Here is a 15,650-nt window from a genome sequence, read left to right as displayed (position 1 = left end):
CGACAAAACAAGCCGGCGGCGTGAGTCTACGAGAATCTGCCGCGGGTAGGGTCCAAGTGGGGATCCCAGCCGGATGGAGGCCGACCGTGGCCGGACTGAGCGACCTCAGCCGTGAGGAGATCGAGATCCTGCTCGATCTCGCGCGCAGTGAGAAGCAACGGGCTGATCAGGGGCTCGCGCTCGCCCGATCGAGAGTCGCCGATGCCGACAGGGTGGTGGAGCGCTTGGAGGCGGAGGCGGAACGTCGCGCTTGGCCGCGTTGGCTGTAGCCAAGACGGGCTATAGCCAAGTCGGGCTATAGCTGGGGCGGCGAAATCCGGTACTGCTCGATCAGCGGCCCGGCCATGCTCCGGGCGTGCTCGACCGCGTCCCAGTCGCCCTCAGCCGCCGAAACGACGGCGCCCTTGATGAGGAGATGGCACTTGGTGGCGAATTCCTGAGTGTCGCGGAGACCCGCCTCGCTCGCGAGAGCCGCAATCTGAGTCCGTGTCTGGGCCAGATAGTCGATGCTCGCCTTTCCGAGGGGATGGTCCGCGCCCATTTCGATGAGGACATGCACAAACGAGCTGCCATCATTGACGCCCGGTCTGAAGACCTTGGCGAAGACGTCGAAGATCCCCAGAAGCGCGGAGGGACCCTCGCCTCCGCCACGGACCGCGGTATCGATGGCCGCCGACCGCGCCTCGAAGAGCCGCGCGAGATACGCGAGCACCAGATCGTCCTTCGAGCGGAAGTGACTGTAGAACGTGGCCCTCGCCACGCCCGCGTTCTCGATGAGTTCGTCGACGCCGACATCCCGAATCCCGCGCTGCGCGAAAAGGGTGTAGGACGCATCGAGGATCCGTCGTCGAGCGGGGACGGGCTTCGGGCCCGGGGGAGCGACCGGCGCAGGCGTGGGCGCAGCAGAGAGTTGCTGGGATCCGCTTCCTGAATCCATGCGTTCCACGGTACCGCTCATCGGCGACACTGAGTCCGTGCGGCGCCGAGATGAAGCGAACGCTCAGGAAACGCCCGCCGCTCGAGCCGCATCGGCAATCGCCGCCGCAGTCTTCTGCAGCTCGGGTACCAGCCGCTGGACCTCGGACTCACGGTCCTCACCGCCGTCGAGCCGGGCAGACAGCGCGAGGTTGATCGCCGCCATCGTCGTGCCGTCCCCTGCGAGCACCGGGACGGCGAGCGAGCGCAGGCCCACCTCGAGCTCCTGGTCGACGACGGCGTAACCACCTGCGCGGATCTTCGCGAGTTCCGCCTCGATCGCCTCGCGCGAGGTGAGGGTCCGAGGTGTGAGGGCGTCGAGCCGCGCCGTGGCGAAGTACGCCTCGAGGTCGACGGCGGGGAGCGCCGCGAGCAGGACCCGTCCCATCGAAGTGGCGTGCGCAGGGAACCGGGTCCCGGGCGAAATCCCCACCGAGATGATCCGGCGCGTATGGATCCGTGCCAAGTACACGATGTCCGTGCCGTCGAGGATCGCGAGCGACGTCGACTCCCCCTCGCGATGCGAGAGGTCCTCGAGGAACGGCTGGGCGAGCTCGGGCAGACGCTGGCCGGAGAGGTACGCGTACCCGAGTTGGAGGACGAGGGGCGTGAGCGCGAAGGTGCGTCCGTCCGTGCGCATGTACCCCAGCTCGACGAGCGTGTGCAGGAAACGGCGTGCCGTCGCGCGCGTGAGCCCGGTGCGGGCCGCGACCTCGGAGAGGGTCATCTCCTGATGCTCGGCGTCGAACGAGCGGACAACGGCGAGCCCGCGCGCGAGCGACTGCACGAACTGGTCGCCGGGCGCTGTGCTTTCGCTCATCTCAGCGGGACGTCCATGAGTTCGGCGAGCTCCTCGAAGGTGACGCCGAAGGTCTCCCGCACGCGCACGCCGTCGTCCGTGATGAGGAAGACGGCCTTGTCCGTGTAGACCCTCGTGACGCAGCCGACTCCGGTGACCGGGTAGGTGCACTGCGGGACCAGCTTGGACTTCCCGTCCTTGCTCAGGAGGGTCATCATGACGTACACGTCCTTTGCCCCGGTCGCGAGGTCCATCGCACCGCCGACGGCGGGAATTGCGTCGGGCGCGCCGGTGTGCCAGTTCGCGAGGTCGCCCTTCGCCGAGACCTGGAAGGCGCCGAGCACGCACACGTCGAGGTGACCGCCGCGCATCATCGCGAAGGAGTCGGCGTGGTGGAAGTAGCTCGCGCCCGGAAGCTCGGTCACGGGGATCTTGCCAGCGTTGATGAGGTCCGGGTCGATCTCGTCGCCCTTGGCCTCGGGGCCCATGCCGAGCATCCCGTTCTCCGTGTGGAGCGTGATGTTCTGCTCCTCGGTGAGGTAATTCGAGACGAGCGTCGGCTGGCCGATGCCGAGGTTCACGAACGAGCCGGGCGCGATGTCCCGGGCCACGAGCCGCGCGAGGTCGTCGCGGCCGAGGGGAGTGTCGCTGGTCTTCTGCGCAGTGCCCGAGGGGACAGCCGAAGTCGAGGTCTCAGCCATGGTTCAGCCCACCTTCACGATCGTGTTGACGTAGATGCCCGGCGTCACGACGTTCTCCGGATCGAGGCCGCCGACCGGCACCACTTCCGAGACCTGGACGATGGTCTGCTTCGCCGCGGCGGCCATGATGGGACCGAAGTTCCGTGCGGTCTTGCGGTACACGAGGTTGCCCTTGCCGTCGGCCTTGAGCGCCTTGATGAGGGCGACGTCCGCGTGGATCGGCGTCTCGAAGACCTGCCACTTGCCATCGAGGAAGCGGGTCTCCTTGCCCTCGGCCAGCATCGTTCCGTAGCCGGTGGGCGTGAAGAAGCCGCCGATCCCCGCCCCCGCCGCGCGAATGCGCTCGGCGAGGTTGCCCTGCGGGACGAGCTCGAGCTCGATCTCCCCCGCCCGGTACTTCGCGTCGAAGTGCCACGAGTCGCTCTGCCGCGGGAACGAGCAGATCATCTTGCGCACGCGGCCCTCCTTGATGAGGAGTGCGAGGCCCTCGTCGGCCTGGCCCGCGTTGTTGTTGACGACCGTGAGATCACGCGCGCCGCTCTGCAGCAGCGCATCGATGAGCTCGAACGGCTGCCCGGCGTTGCCGAAGCCGCCGATCATCACCGTCGAACCGTCCTGGACGTCCGCAACAGCCTCGGCGACCGTGTCCTTGAATTCCAGCATGTTCGCCCCTTACTTCGCACTCTGCTTGGAAGCCGCGACGTTCTCGAGCACCACCGCGAGGCCCTGACCCACACCGATGCAGATCGCCGCGACACCCCACCGCTCGCCGCTGCGCTGCAGGCTGCGCGCGAGGGTGCCGAGGATGCGGCCGCCGGACGCGCCGAGCGGGTGGCCCATCGCGATCGCACCGCCGTGCTGGTTGACGATCTCGGGGTCGATCTTCCATGCGTCGAGGCACGCTAGCGACTGCGCGGCGAACGCTTCATTAAGTTCGACGGCGCCCACCTGGTCCCAGCCAATGCCCGCCTTCTCGAGGGCGCGGTTCGCCGCCTCGACCGGGGCGAAGCCGAAGAACTGCGGCTCATTGGCGGCCGCGCCGCGTCCGGCGATGCGCGCGATGGGCTCGAGGCCGAGCGTGCCAGCCGCGGCCTCGGAGCCGAGCAGCACAGCAGAAGCGCCGTCCGAGAGCGGGGACGCGTTGCCCGCGGTCACCGTGCCGCCCTTCGTCGAGCCAGAACGATCTCCGTTGTCGGGTCGGAACGACGTCCGCAGGCCGGCGAGCTTCTCGGCGCTCGAGCCGGGACGGATGCCCTCGTCCCGGCTGAGGTCGGTGCCGGGCATGGGGACGACGAGGTCGTCGTAGAAGCCCTCGTTCCACGCCTTGTCGGACAGATTGTGGGAGCGCGCGGCGAATTCGTCCTGCCGATCGCGGCCGATCGCGTGGCGCTCGCGAAGCTGCTCGGTCGCCTCGCCCAAGGACACCGTCCACTCCGACGGCATGTTCGGGTTCACGAGCCGCCAGCCGAGGGTCGTCGAGGAGAGCTGCAGGTCGCCCGCCGGGTACGGCTTCTCGGTCTTCGGGAGCACCCACGGCGCCCGGCTCATCGACTCGACGCCACCCACGAGGACCACGTCCGCGTCGCCCACCGCGATCTGGCGCGACGCGATCATCGCCCCGTCGAGCGACGAACCGCAGAGGCGGTTCACGGTCGTGCCGGGAATCGACGTGGGGAGGCCGGCAAGGAGCGTGGCCATGCGCGCCACGTTGCGGTTCTCCTCCCCGGCCCCGTTGGCATTGCCGAAGATCACCTCGTCCAGCGCGCTGTGCTTGCCGTCGGTACCCTCGAGGGCCTCGGCGGTGAGGCCCGGAGCTCGGTCGACGATTGCGCGCACGATGTGCGCGGCCAGATCGTCGGGACGGACGCCGGCGAGGCCGCCCCCGAACTTGCCGAATGGGGTCCGGACGGCGTCATACACGAATGCTTCAGTCACTGCTGTTCCTCATCGATAGCTGCCAAAGTCTTCTGCGCCACCTTGAAAGCCGTGTTGGCAGACGGCACCCCGCAATAGATCGCGCTCTGCAGGATCACTTCCTTGATCTCGTCCCGCGTGAGCCCATTCCTCAGGGCCGCGCGCACGTGCATCGCGAACTCGTCCCAGTGGCCGTGGGCGATCATCGCCGTGAGCACCGCTACCGAGCGCATCTGCCGGGTGAGCCCGGGGCGCGTCCAGATGCCGCCCCACGCGATACGCGTGATCATGTTCTGGAACTCGGACGTGAACTCGTCGATGCTTGCATTCGCCCGGTCCACGTGCGCGTCGCCGAGCACCTCGCGCCGAACCACCATGCCGCCGTCGTACACCTCGCGCTGGGTGGCGCCGGGCTGGACGACGCCGGCCCGCGGGTCGACCGGCGCCTTCAACGCGCCGCCCGCAAAGTGCTTTCGCAGCAGCCCCGCGACTGCGGCGGGGTTCTCCGTGGGCGCAATGTGGGCGACGCCGGGAAGCTCGACGGCGGTGCCCTGCTGCGCGTGCTCGGCCATCCATTGCGCGTCGGAGAACGGGCAGACCGAGTCGAACTCGCCAGCGACCGCAAGGAACGGAACCGCGATCTCGGTGAAGCGGTCGCGGACGTCGTAGGCGGCGATGGCGCGGCAGACGGCGGCGTAGCCGAAGCGGTCGGCGTCCCGGAGGGTGTGGAGCAGACGCGAAGACTCCGTGGGATGCTCCGCGAGGAAGCCCGGGGCGAACCAGATCTCTGCCGAGGCCTGCAGCCGCACGGCCGTCCCCTGCTTCGCGACGAGTTCGGCCCGCTCCGCGTAGCCCTCGGCTCCGTTGAAGCGCGCCGAGGAGCAGAACATCGCCAGAGTCAGCAGCCGCTCGGGGTGGCGCAGCGCGAGCTCGGCACCGGTCGCCCCGCCCACGGAGTCGCCCGCGTAGTGGAACGCCGTAGGTGAGGACGCTGTGCCCGGCAGGATGGAATCGACAAGGCCGACTACCGCGTCCGCCAGCTCGCCCACGCTGAACTCCGTGTCCGGCTCCGCCGCGGGAGAGACGCCGTGTCCAGGGAGGTCCCAGCCGAGGAGGTCGTAGTCGTCCCCGAGGAGACGCGCGACGGCGTCCCACATGACGGTCGACGTCCCCAGCGACGGTCCCAGGACCACGAGTTCCTTCTGGCCGAGCTCTTCGCGGGGCGAGAGCCGCACGGCGCGGATCTGTGGCACGCTCACCTGCTGATCACTTCCTCTTGTCTCGTTCTTCGTAGTCCGCCAGGATTCGGTCCACAATTCCCGCCGCGTCGCCCTGATAGTTGGCAGGTTCGAGGAGGTCGTCGAGCCGCGCGTCGAAATCCTCGCCCGCCGCGTCAGGGCGCACGACGGCGCTCAGCTCCTTGCGGAGCACCCTCGCCTGATCGGCAGAGTCAGCTCCGTGAGCTGCCGCCGCGAGGGCAGCATCGACGGCTTTCTGGATCCCCGAGCGCCCGCCCTCGGCGATGCCCGCGAGCTCGAGCATGATCCTCTCGCTCACGAGGAGCGGCCCGCTGAGGTCGAGATTCCGGCGCATGGCGTGCGGAAAGACGCGGAGGCCCTCGACGAGCTCGCGCAATGCGGCGGCGGCGCCCCCCGCGAGGCGCAGCAGCGTCCGAAGAGCAAGCCACTCGCTGTGCCACGCACCGCCGGTCCGCTCGTCCTCGCTCAGCGCAGCGGCGACCTCGATCTGCATCACCTGCGCCGGCGCCTGCAGCGCGGCCGAGCGGATCAGGACGGACAGTGCGGGGTTCTGCTTCTGCGGCATCGCGGACGATCCCCCGCGACCCTCCGCGAGCGGCTCGCCGAGCTCCGCTATCTCGGGCCTGGCGAGCAGCATGACGTCGTTCGCGACGTGCCCGGCTGCGGCCGTCGCCGCAGCGAGCGCGTGGGCCAGATCCGCGATCGGTCCGCGGAACGACTGCCACGGGGCGATCGCAGGGTCGAGGCCTGTCCGGTGCGCCCAGTCGGCCGACAGCGCCGCGGGCTCCCCGCCGAGCGCAACGAGCGACGCGTTGGTCCCCGCCGCCCCGCCGCACTGGACCGGGAAGGTCAGGGCCGCGAGGCGCGCCTCCGCCTGAGCCACCCCTTGAAGCCAGTTCGCCGCCTTGAGCCCGAAGCTCGAAGGCAGCGAGTGCTGCGTGAGCGTGCGGGCCACTTGCGGGGTGGTCCGGTGCTCATCGGCGAGCTGAGCAAGCGCTTCGGCGGCCGGGCTCAGGTCCGCGAGGATGCCCGCGACCGCTCGCTTGGCCACCAGCATGAGCGCCGAGTCCAGGACGTCTTGGCTGGTGAGGCCCTTGTGGACGGCCGCCTTGCCCGGTTCCCCGGTGGATCCCCTCAGCACCTTGACGAGCGGGATGACAGGGTTCCCGCCGCCCTGCGAAGCTTCGGCGACGTGGCCGCCGTCGTACGTTCCAGCTGTCGTGCCCTGCGTGACGGCGGCTCGCACAGCGTCCGCGGACCCCGCCTCGGCGAGTCCCGCCGCCTCGAGCGTCTCCGCCCACGTTGCCTCAAGCTCGAGCATCGCGGCGACGACCGCGTCGTCGCCTGTCGCCCCGGACACAGCCGGGTTGGCCCAGACCGGGGAAAGCAGGCCTCTGTCTGCGGGATCGAACGAGGCTGCGGGGTCCATCACGGGGATCAGCCTTGGGCGTGGAAGTCAAGAAACACAGTCTCGTCCTCGCCTTGGAGACGGATGTCCCAATGGAGCGAGCCGTCAGCAAGGCGCTCGGCGATCAGCGTCTTGCGGCGGGCAGGCTCGAGGGCGCTGAGGAGGGCGTCGTTCTCGAGTGCCTCCGTGTCTTCCGGCAGGTAGGCACGCGTGAAAAGGCGGTTCATGAGGCCCCGCGCAAAGACCGCGACGGCGAAGAACGGCGCCTTGCCGGGCTCCGTCGGGCCGGGGTTGACCGTCGAGAAGACGTACCTGCCCGTGTTGCCCACCGGAGTGCGGCCCCAGCCCGTGAAGGTGTAGCCGTCACGGACGAGCGAGCCCGTCTCGTTCGGGACGTTGCCGTTCGCATCGGCCTGCCAGATCTCGACGAGGGCGTCGGGAATCGGGTCGCCATTGCCGTCGAAGACCGTGCCGTGGAGCTGGACGCTGTTCGGGCTGCCCGGCGGGACGAGCTCGCCGCCCTTCTCGAACGGAAGCGCGTAGCCGAAGAAGGGGCCGACCGTCTGGCCGGGGGTGGGGACTGGCCGTTTCTCAGTGCTCATCATCGCCCTGCTCTCCATACGCTTCGTTCTCGGTCCATGTCCGCTTCGGGCCCGTGAGGACGATGTCCCATTCGTAGCCCAGCGCCCACTCGGGCGAGGTCAGGTCGTGGTTGTAGCGGGCCACGAGGCGGTCCCGCGCGTCCTGATCGACGATCGACTGGTAGATCGGGTCGAGCGGGAACAGCTGGTCGCCCGGGAAGTACATCTGAGTGACGATGCGCTGCGTGAACTCTGTGCCGAAGAGGCTGAAGTGGATGTGCGCGGGGCGCCACGCGTTGAGGTGGTTCTTCCACGGGTAGGCGCCGGCCTTGACGGTGAGGAACTCGTAGGAGCCGTCAGGGCCCGTGATGCAGCGGCCCACCCCAGTGAAGTTCGGATCGATCGGGGCCGGGTGCTGGTCGCGCTTGTGGATGTAGCGGCCAGCCGAGTTCGCCTGCCAGATCTCCACGAGCTGTCCCGCCACGGGACGACCATCGCCGTCGAGCACCTTGCCGCGGAGTATCATCCGCTCGCCCAGCGGCTCGCCGCCGTGCTGGATGGTCAGGTTCGACTCGAGCGCGTGCACGTCCTGGTGGCCGAACGCCGGGCTGTACAGCTCGATCGTCTCGGGGTCGGTGTGGTGCAGGCTCTTCGTGGGGTGCCGCAGGATCGAGCTGCGGTACGGCGGGTAGTCGACACGAGGCTGGGTTTCCCGAGGCTGGCCCGCAGCGACGGCAGCCTTGTAGCCCTCTTCGATGTCTCGGATTTCCTGGCTGACGATCGCCTGATTGTCAGCGGCCGCGTCGGATGATTTGACGGGCTCGGCCATGGTTCCTCCTCTAGCTTCTTTGCTGAGTGCCCCGCGTGCGGCACCGTCTCCTCTTCGAGGGTACAGCGCTGTTCGCATTCTGCACAACTGTTCGTAGCGCGAACAACTTCGGCAGGCGGGCGGTTCTGCCCAGCGTAGGTTCGGCATAGTCGAGCGGGTAGAGGTTCTTCCATTGATCGGAAGTGTGGCTCGCGCATCCCTGTCCACATCTTCGGCCCGAAAACCTGCGCCTCCGGCAACACGCCGGGCGCGCGACCGATTGGGAAAACACAACCGGACAGGAGCGCGGGCGCGCAGGCTGAAGCGGACTTAACGTTGGAGACGTCAGCTAAGGAGGCGGTGACAATGCCCTCGTTGGATGGACGGATCGCGCTCGTGACGGGAGCAACCGGCGGCATCGGGAAGGCAGTGGCCACGGCTCTTGCGCGCGACGGAGCGACGGTCGTCGTCGTCGGACGCACCGGACAGCGCGCGGAAGAGGCGATGCAGGGCATCCGCGCCTCAGTCCCCGGCGCCAAGCTCGAAGCGCTGGCATGCGACCTCTCCTCGCAGACCTCCATCCGCTCGGCGGTCGAGGACTTCCTCGCGCGCCACAACGAGCTCCACATCCTGGTCAACGCCGCAGGCGTGTTCCGCAAGGAGCGGCACGTCACGCCCGACGGGCTCGAGCTGACGTTCGCGACCAATGTCATGGGGTACTTCCTCATGACGCTCCTGCTCGAGGAGGCGCTCAAGCGAGGGGCGGCCACCGGGGGCGGTGCGAGGGTCGTGAACATCACGTCCCGCTACGGCAACGGGCCGTTTGCGACCACCCTCGACTTCGACGACCTGCAGACCGCCAAAGGCAAGTACAGCTACTTCCGCTCCACGCCGCCGACCATGCTGGCCCGCGTGCTCCTTACGCAGGAGTTCGCCGAACGACTGCGCGGCACCGGGGTAGTGGTCAACGCGATCCACCCCGGACTCGTGAAGCAGACGGCGCTGCTCCACGACATCGGCGGCCCGTTCCGCTGGATCACGGACACGGTCGGCAAGCCGGCTGAGGAAGGCGCCGACACCGCCGTCTGGCTCGCGACCTCGGACGAGCCGGCAACCGTCACCGGGAGGCTCTGGGCCAAGCGCAAGCCGCTGCCGACGCCAGGAATGGGACTGGACCCGACCGCCCGGAAGCGGCTGTGGGACGAGTGCCTGCGGCTAGCCGGTCAGACCAGTCAACCCGGTTAGACCGGTAGACACAGCCAGCCGGGCAGGGTGCACCCCTGCCCGGCTGGCTGTCTGTGAAGAGATCAGACGATCGCGGCCTTGAGCTCCTTGGCGGCCTTCGCGGGGTCGGCCGCGCCGTAGATGGAGCCGCCGGCGACGGCGACGTCGGCCCCGGCACGCTGCACGGACGCGATGGTCGAGGCGTTGACGCCGCCCGCGACGGAGAACGGAACGCGAGCCTTCTCGCCGGCGGTCAGGAGGACGCTGAGGTCGTAGCCGGGCTTGGCCTGCTCGTCGAGGCCCGCGTGGAACTCGACATACTTCGCCCCGAGCTCACGGGCCTCCTTGGCGCGCGTCACCTTGTCCTCAACGCCGATGAGGTCCACGACCACGCCCTTGTTGTGGGCGCGGGCGGCCTTGACGGCGCCGGCAATCGTGGAGTCGTCGGCACTGCCGAGCACCGAGACGAGGTCGGCACCGGCCTTGAAGGCGAGCTCGGCCTCGAGCTCGCCAGCGTCCATCGTCTTGAGGTCGGCGAAGACGATCTTCGTCGGATGCGCTTCCTTGATGGCCGTGACGGCGGAGAGTCCGGCGTTCTTCACGAGCGGGGTCCCGAGTTCGATGATGTCCACGTGGTCCGCCACCTGCTCGGCGAGGGTCAGCGCCTCGTCGACGGTGAGCACGTCCATGGCAACCTGGAGCTTCATGGGTTTTCTCTTTCTTTCGTGGTGGGGTGATTGCTGGTAGGTCGGTCTATTCGAGATCGGCGGCTCTATTCGAGATTGGCGTGCCGCAGCCAAAGATCCTCGGCGGGAGTGCCGTCCGCGTCCCACAGGCTCTGGAACACTGCCTCGGAGGCGAGGAACAGCACCTGCTCGAAGAGGCTTCCGGAGTACTGGCGCGAGACCGTCCCTCCGTGATCCGTCTTCCGTGCGGCGGGGATGACGACGACGGCGTCCGCCCGCGCGGCGAGCGGCGACTCCGAGTCGGTGGTGTAGACGGCGATGCGCGCGCCCACCGCGGCGGCGGTGCTCGCGGCCTTGACGACCCCCGACGTCGTGCCGGAGCCCGACGCTGCGACCAGGAGGTCGCCGGAGCGGATTGCCGGCGTCGTCGTGTCGCCCGCGACGTGCACTTCGAGTCCGAGGTGCATGAGTCGCATCGCGGCCATGCGGAGAACGAGCCCGCTGCGGCCCGCGCCGACCACGAAGACCCGCCGGGACTCCCCGACGAGGCGGGCGACGGCGGCGAGTTCCTCGCGGTTGAGGGCGTCGGCCGTCGTGGTGATCTCCTGCTGGATCAACGCGAGGTTCTCGACGATGCCCTCGCTGGTCACAGGCAGTTCACGAGTGGCGGTCTCTACGCTCATGGGTCACTCCTTCGATCATGCAAGCGGCTTTCCTCCAGCCTCTCGCCATCACAATGGGTAGGTAACTGCCAACCCGAACGGCCTTTCCTACCCGTTTGGGTAGGTGCCGCGGCCCCTACACTGGAGCCCATGACTGCGCTGCCCCGACCGGACGAGACGCTGGCCCGACCGGACGAGAATCTGGCCCTTCTGGACGAGACGCTGGCCCTTCTGGACGCCGCCGCGGAGCTCGCAGAGTCGCCGCTGCTGCAGATCGCCGAGCGCCTCCGCCGGCATCTCGCGCCCTACGTGCGCTGCTCCGCCCTGGTGATCTTCACGGAGGACTGCACGGGACGGCCGCAGAAGAAGGCCGGGGCGGAAGAGATCATCAGCCGGGTCTCGATCGAGGAGCTCGACCGCATCCGCGCGTCGCTGCCGGGGCTCGAGCCGCGGTGGAAGGAGGAGATCATTGCCGGTCAGCCACGCCCGGCACTGACTCTCCGGTCCAGCACCAACGCGCTGCTCGTGCTCACCGATCCCGCGCTTGCGCCTGGGCGAGATGACGACGGAACGATGGCCGTCGTGTCCCGCCTGTGGCACCTCACCGCGGTACGGATCCGGGACAAAGTGGCGGAAGCTCCGCCGTCGTACCTTCGAGAGTCCCGCGCCGCTTCCGCCGAGCGCGCCCGGGTGACCGCGGAACTCACTGACCAGCACTCCACCACGCTCGAAACCCTGCTGTCCGCCCTGCGCTCGCCGCACCAGTCGGACCAGATGGCCCGTGCGGCGGCCACCGAGCTCGCCGCCGCGGCCCTCGTGCGGCTCCGCGCAGCCGCGGACCGGACCACCGCGCTGCTCGAGGAACCGGTGGCGACGGCGTTTGAGCGGCTTCGGGGCGACCTGCGGCCCCTCGAGCGGTTCGGCGGGATCGAGCTGCAGTTCGTGGAGCCGCCGGCGGACGGGCGCGCGCTGCCCGGGGAGGTGGCGCATGCGGCGCGCGCGATCGTGCGCTCGCTCGTGTTGGCCATGGTCGAGCAGGACGACGTGACCCGCATCCGGGTGCAGTGGGACTGCGACGGGACCAACCTGCTCGTCAACATCCGCGACGACGGCAAGGGGCAGTTGTCCCTCGCCGAGGATGGCCTGCGGCGCATCGAACAGCGCGTCCAGGCGCTCAACGGCCGCCTCCGGATGGAAGTCATGGCGGGCTGGGGCGTGGACACGTTCGTCTCGCTGCCGCTCGATCCGCCGGCGACCCCCTCCCCCGAAGCCGCGGAATGGGAGCTCAGCCGCCGTGAGGAGGAGATCCTGCAGCTGCTGACCGGCGGGTTGCGCAATCGCGCCATCGCCGCTGAGCTGCATGTCAGCGAGAACACCGTGAAGTTCCACCTGGGCAGCATCTTCCGCAAGCTCGGCGTCTCCTCCCGCGCGGAGGCCATCGCACTCGCCCGCGTGACTGGTTCTGAGAGGGCCTTCCTCACGACGGCGGAGAAGCGTAGGCATGGAGAGTAAACCTTTCGACGATGGAGGCACCCTCATGCGCTACCGCAAGCTCGGCAGTTCCGACCTCGAGGTCTCGGAGATCTCCCTCGGCTCGTGGCTCACGTACTCGGGCGGGGTCGAGGCGGAGCAGACCGTCGCCTGCACGGAGGCCGCGTTCGACGCCGGCATCAACTTCTTCGACACCGCGAACGTCTACGGGCGGGGCGCCGCCGAGTCCGCGTGGGGAGACATCCTCTCCAAGCACCCGCGCGATTCCTACATCCTCGCCACCAAGGTCTTCGGCCAGATGTCGGACACCGATTCAGGGCTCTCGTCCGAGCAGATCGCGAAGCAGATCGACGCATCGCTGACCCGGCTCAAGACTGACTACGTGGACCTCTACCAGGCGCACCGCTTCGACTCGAGCGTGCCCATCGAGGACACGATCGAAGCCTTCCAGAAGGTCGTCGAGCAGGGCAAGGCGCGCTATCTGGGTTTCAGCGAATGGACGCCCGAGCAGATCCAGACCGCGATCGACATCGCCGGGCCTGACCTGTTCGTCTCGTCCCAGCCGCAGTACTCGATGCTATGGCAGGCACCCGAGGAGCAGGTCTTCCCGCTGTGCGCGGCGAACGGCATCTCGCAGATCGTGTGGTCGCCGCTCGCGCAGGGCGTTCTGACCGGCAAGTACAAGCCGGGGCAGTCGGTGCCCGAGGACAGCCGCTTCGCCAACGACGCCATGAATGCGTTCAAGGACCGCTTCCTCCAGGATCCGATCCTCGAGGCGGTTCAGCGGCTCGTGCCGATCGCCGAAGGCGCCGGCCTCGACCTCACGACGATGGCCCTCGCCTGGGTCCTGCGCCGCAGCGAACTGGCCTCGGCGATCATCGGCGCCTCGCGGCCCGAGCAGGTCCACAAGAACGCCGCGGCCTCGGGCGTCGAGCTGAGCGACGACGTCCTGTCTGCCATCGACGAGGCGCTCGGCGACATTCCGGTCAAGGGCCAGACGCCCGCCAACAACGCGCAGCTGGAGATCAAGCGGCGCTAGGTAACCCATCAGCAAGGAGGACGACGGCGGCACTCAGGTGCCGCCGTCGTCCTCCTTTGTTGGGGGCTTGAAGCGCGAGTGTGACGTGCCCTACCATGAGTGAGCGATATTAGAACTCGCTGTTCCATTATCGAACTCGCAGTGAATAGCGAAGCCTTCAGCCACAACGAAGTGAGGAAAGCCCGTGCAGTTCCATCACCACGGTTACGTCTCCGGTGACCCGCGCATCCAGCCGGCCGCCGGCGTCGGCATCAATCGACCGGACGAACTTCCCGACGAGGTCGACGTGCTCATCGTGGGGACGGGGCCCGCGGGCATGATCACAGCGGCCCAGCTCTCCCAATTCCCGGACATCACCACGCGCATTGTGGAGCGTCGCCCCGGACGCCTCGCAATCGGGCAGGCGGACGGCATCCAGGCGCGCAGCGTGGAGACGTTCCAGGCGTTCGGCTTCGCCGAGCGCATCATCGCCGAGGCGTACCGCATCACCGAGATGGCGTTCTGGAAGCCGGACCCCGAGGATCCCTCCCGGATCATTCGCGGCGGCCGCGCGGTCGACGACGAGATGGGCATCAGCGAGTTCCCGCACCTCATCGTCAACCAGGCCCGCGTGCTCGACTACTTCGCCGAGGTCATGGCCAACTCCCCCACCCGGATGCGCCCCGACTACGGCTACGAGTTCCAGAGCCTCACCGTGGACAGCGAAGGCGAGTACCCCGTCGTCGTCACCTTGGTGCACAGCTCTGGCGAGCTCGAAGGCGAGCAGCGCACGGTGCGCGCCAAGTACGTTGTCGGTGCGGACGGCGCGCGGAGCAAGGTGCGGCAGTCGATCGGCTGCACCCTCGCGGGCGACCAGGCCAACCACGCGTGGGGCGTCATGGACGTCCTCGCGGTCACGGACTTCCCAGACATCCGGGAGAAGTGCGCAATCCAGGCCGAGAGCGGCAGCATCCTCCTGATCCCCCGCGAGGGCGGCCACCTGTTCCGCATGTACGTGGACCTCGGCGAAGTCGGCGCGGATGACCACCGAGCCGTGCGCAACACCACCATCGAGCAGATCATCGCCAAGGCTAACGAGATCATGCACCCGTACACCGTCGAGGTCCGGAACGTCGCGTGGCACAGCGTGTACGAGGTGGGCCACCGCCTCACCGACCGGTTCGACGACGTCCTTCCCGAGCAGCTGGGCACCCGCTCCCCGCGCGTGTTCATCACCGGCGACGCCTGCCACACGCACAGCGCCAAGGCCGGCCAGGGCATGAACGTCTCGATGCAGGACGGCTTCAACCTCGGCTGGAAGCTCGGCCACGTGCTCGAGGGCCGCAGCCCCGAAACGCTGTTGTCCACGTACTCCGCCGAACGCCAGGTCGTCGCGAAGAACCTCATCGACTTCGACAAGGAGTGGTCCACGCTCATGGCGAAGAAGCCCGAGGAGTTCGACGACCCGTCGGAGCTCGAGGACTTCTACGTGAGCACAGCCGAGTTCCCCGCGGGCTTCATGACGCAGTACGCGCCGTCCATGCTGGTCGCCGAGCCCGTGCACCAGGACCTGGCCGCCGGCTTCCCGATCGGCAAGCGCTTCAAGTCCGCGCCCGTGGTGCGCGTGTGCGACACGAACCCCCTGCACCTGGGGCATCAGGCGATGGCAGACGGACGCTGGCGGATCTACGTCTTCGCCGACGCCGCCCCTGCTGGGGCGCCATCACCCGTCGCCGATCTGGCCGAATGGCTCCAGAACTCCCCGGAGTCGCCTCTCGCGGCGACACCGGCAGGGGCGGACCGGGATGCCTGGTTCGACGTCAAGGTGATCTACCAGCAGGACCACCGCAACATCGACATCAACGCCGTGCCCGCGGTGTTCAAGCCCGAGGTCGGGCCTTTCAAGCTTACGTACCTTGAGAAGGTCTACGGCGTGGATCCGAAGGAGGACATCTTCGATGTCCGTGCCATCGACCGTTCTGGTGCGATCGTTGTGGTGCGCCCGGATCAGTACGTGGCGAACATCCTGCCCTTGACGGCGACGGCGGAGCTCGCCGCGTTCTTCGCGCCGATCCTGGGCGCGCGGAAGGCAGAGACGGTCTGAGGTCGGGGGCCCGGGCCTCT

At 68.4% G+C, this 15,650-nt stretch carries 16 protein-coding genes; 5 read left to right on the top strand and 11 right to left on the bottom strand.

The window, feature by feature from the left end:
- The first annotated feature begins 86 nt into the window (after positions 1 to 86).
- Positions 87 to 269, top strand: a complete 183-nt coding sequence (locus tag E5679_RS11000; protein WP_138415737.1) for a hypothetical protein — start codon at positions 87 to 89, stop codon at positions 267 to 269.
- 26 nt (positions 270 to 295) lie between these two features.
- On the opposite strand, the gene E5679_RS10995 is transcribed toward E5679_RS11000, so the two are convergent.
- The 9 genes from E5679_RS10995 to pcaH form a co-directional block, all read right to left on the bottom strand.
- Positions 296 to 937, bottom strand: coding sequence for a TetR/AcrR family transcriptional regulator (locus E5679_RS10995; RefSeq protein ID WP_138415735.1), 642 nt, complete (start codon positions 935 to 937; stop codon positions 296 to 298).
- Between the two features lie 63 nt (positions 938 to 1,000).
- Positions 1,001 to 1,795: an IclR family transcriptional regulator domain-containing protein gene (locus E5679_RS10990; RefSeq protein WP_138415733.1), complete on the bottom strand. Its 795-nt coding sequence runs from the start codon at positions 1,793 to 1,795 to the stop codon at positions 1,001 to 1,003.
- The gene (locus E5679_RS10985) at positions 1,792 to 2,475 is read right to left on the bottom strand and encodes a 3-oxoacid CoA-transferase subunit B (protein WP_138415731.1); all 684 of its coding nucleotides are present in this window, start codon (positions 2,473 to 2,475) and stop codon (positions 1,792 to 1,794) included. Before E5679_RS10985 ends, E5679_RS10990 begins: the two co-directional genes overlap by 4 nt.
- 3 nt (positions 2,476 to 2,478) lie before the next feature.
- Positions 2,479 to 3,138, bottom strand: a complete 660-nt coding sequence (locus tag E5679_RS10980; protein WP_138415729.1) for a 3-oxoacid CoA-transferase subunit A — start codon at positions 3,136 to 3,138, stop codon at positions 2,479 to 2,481.
- Positions 3,139 to 3,147: 9 nt separating this feature from the next.
- On the bottom strand, positions 3,148 to 4,410 hold the full coding sequence (locus tag E5679_RS10975) for a thiolase family protein (RefSeq protein ID WP_138415727.1): 1,263 nt from the start codon (positions 4,408 to 4,410) through the stop codon (positions 3,148 to 3,150).
- The gene (pcaDC, locus tag E5679_RS21690; RefSeq protein ID WP_476712888.1) at positions 4,407 to 5,624 is read right to left on the bottom strand and encodes a bifunctional 3-oxoadipate enol-lactonase/4-carboxymuconolactone decarboxylase PcaDC; all 1,218 of its coding nucleotides are present in this window, start codon (positions 5,622 to 5,624) and stop codon (positions 4,407 to 4,409) included. The genes E5679_RS10975 and pcaDC overlap by 4 nt, the downstream gene beginning before the upstream one ends.
- A gap of 31 nt (positions 5,625 to 5,655) precedes the next feature.
- Positions 5,656 to 7,077, bottom strand: coding sequence for a lyase family protein (locus E5679_RS10965; RefSeq protein WP_138416031.1), 1,422 nt, complete (start codon positions 7,075 to 7,077; stop codon positions 5,656 to 5,658).
- Positions 7,078 to 7,085: 8 nt separating this feature from the next.
- Entirely contained in the window at positions 7,086 to 7,658 is a 573-nt protein-coding gene (pcaG, locus tag E5679_RS10960) for a protocatechuate 3,4-dioxygenase subunit alpha (protein WP_138415723.1), read from the bottom strand.
- Positions 7,648 to 8,466, bottom strand: a complete 819-nt coding sequence (gene pcaH / locus E5679_RS10955) for a protocatechuate 3,4-dioxygenase subunit beta (RefSeq protein ID WP_138415721.1) — start codon at positions 8,464 to 8,466, stop codon at positions 7,648 to 7,650. Before pcaH ends, pcaG begins: the two co-directional genes overlap by 11 nt.
- 345 nt (positions 8,467 to 8,811) lie before the next feature.
- On the opposite strand from pcaH, the gene E5679_RS10950 reads away from it, so the two are divergent.
- Positions 8,812 to 9,690, top strand: coding sequence for an SDR family NAD(P)-dependent oxidoreductase (locus E5679_RS10950; protein WP_138415719.1), 879 nt, complete (start codon positions 8,812 to 8,814; stop codon positions 9,688 to 9,690).
- Positions 9,691 to 9,752: 62 nt separating this feature from the next.
- Here E5679_RS10950 and hxlA read toward each other — a convergent pair whose 3' ends face one another.
- Together hxlA and hxlB are read right to left on the bottom strand one after the other, a co-directional pair.
- Positions 9,753 to 10,376, bottom strand: a complete 624-nt coding sequence (hxlA, locus tag E5679_RS10945; protein WP_138415717.1) for a 3-hexulose-6-phosphate synthase — start codon at positions 10,374 to 10,376, stop codon at positions 9,753 to 9,755.
- Positions 10,377 to 10,441: 65 nt separating this feature from the next.
- The gene (hxlB, locus tag E5679_RS10940) at positions 10,442 to 11,038 is read right to left on the bottom strand and encodes a 6-phospho-3-hexuloisomerase (protein WP_138415715.1); all 597 of its coding nucleotides are present in this window, start codon (positions 11,036 to 11,038) and stop codon (positions 10,442 to 10,444) included.
- A gap of 129 nt (positions 11,039 to 11,167) precedes the next feature.
- On the opposite strand from hxlB, the gene E5679_RS10935 reads away from it, so the two are divergent.
- The 3 genes from E5679_RS10935 to E5679_RS10925 all read left to right on the top strand — a co-directional run bounded on the left by E5679_RS10935 (position 11,168) and on the right by E5679_RS10925 (position 15,630).
- Positions 11,168 to 12,529: a LuxR C-terminal-related transcriptional regulator gene (locus E5679_RS10935; protein ID WP_138415713.1), complete on the top strand. Its 1,362-nt coding sequence runs from the start codon at positions 11,168 to 11,170 to the stop codon at positions 12,527 to 12,529.
- Complete coding sequence (locus E5679_RS10930) at positions 12,519 to 13,547, top strand: aldo/keto reductase family protein (protein ID WP_338055905.1); 1,029 nt, start codon at positions 12,519 to 12,521, stop codon at positions 13,545 to 13,547. Before E5679_RS10935 ends, E5679_RS10930 begins: the two co-directional genes overlap by 11 nt.
- A gap of 184 nt (positions 13,548 to 13,731) precedes the next feature.
- Positions 13,732 to 15,630, top strand: a complete 1,899-nt coding sequence (locus tag E5679_RS10925; RefSeq protein WP_138415711.1) for an FAD-binding monooxygenase — start codon at positions 13,732 to 13,734, stop codon at positions 15,628 to 15,630.
- The last annotated feature ends 20 nt before the right edge of the window (positions 15,631 to 15,650 follow it).

The organism is Sinomonas gamaensis, from assembly GCF_005876955.1.
GTDB classification, from domain to species: domain Bacteria; phylum Actinomycetota; class Actinomycetes; order Actinomycetales; family Micrococcaceae; genus Sinomonas; species Sinomonas gamaensis.
Note: the sequence above shows the minus strand (reverse complement) of the source record. Positions and strands in the feature narration are given on the sequence as shown.

Bases quoted from the DNA above. Each gene is read 5' to 3' on its own strand.
- E5679_RS10930 (WP_338055905.1), top strand. From the start codon at position 12,519: ATGGAGAGTAAACCTTTCGACGATGGAGGCACCCTCATGCGCTACCGC.
- E5679_RS10935 (WP_138415713.1), top strand. From the start codon at position 11,168: ATGACTGCGCTGCCCCGACCGGACGAGACGCTGGCCCGACCGGACGAG.
- hxlA (WP_138415717.1), bottom strand. From the start codon at position 10,376: ATGAAGCTCCAGGTTGCCATGGACGTGCTCACCGTCGACGAGGCGCTG.
- E5679_RS10965 (WP_138416031.1), bottom strand. From the start codon at position 7,077: ATGGACCCCGCAGCCTCGTTCGATCCCGCAGACAGAGGCCTGCTTTCC.
- E5679_RS10980 (WP_138415729.1), bottom strand. From the start codon at position 3,138: ATGCTGGAATTCAAGGACACGGTCGCCGAGGCTGTTGCGGACGTCCAG.
- pcaH (WP_138415721.1), bottom strand. From the start codon at position 8,466: ATGGCCGAGCCCGTCAAATCATCCGACGCGGCCGCTGACAATCAGGCG.
- E5679_RS10990 (WP_138415733.1), bottom strand. From the start codon at position 1,795: ATGAGCGAAAGCACAGCGCCCGGCGACCAGTTCGTGCAGTCGCTCGCG.
- hxlB (WP_138415715.1), bottom strand. From the start codon at position 11,038: ATGAGCGTAGAGACCGCCACTCGTGAACTGCCTGTGACCAGCGAGGGC.
- E5679_RS10950 (WP_138415719.1), top strand. From the start codon at position 8,812: ATGCCCTCGTTGGATGGACGGATCGCGCTCGTGACGGGAGCAACCGGC.
- E5679_RS10995 (WP_138415735.1), bottom strand. From the start codon at position 937: ATGGATTCAGGAAGCGGATCCCAGCAACTCTCTGCTGCGCCCACGCCT.
- pcaG (WP_138415723.1), bottom strand. From the start codon at position 7,658: ATGAGCACTGAGAAACGGCCAGTCCCCACCCCCGGCCAGACGGTCGGC.
- E5679_RS10985 (WP_138415731.1), bottom strand. From the start codon at position 2,475: ATGGCTGAGACCTCGACTTCGGCTGTCCCCTCGGGCACTGCGCAGAAG.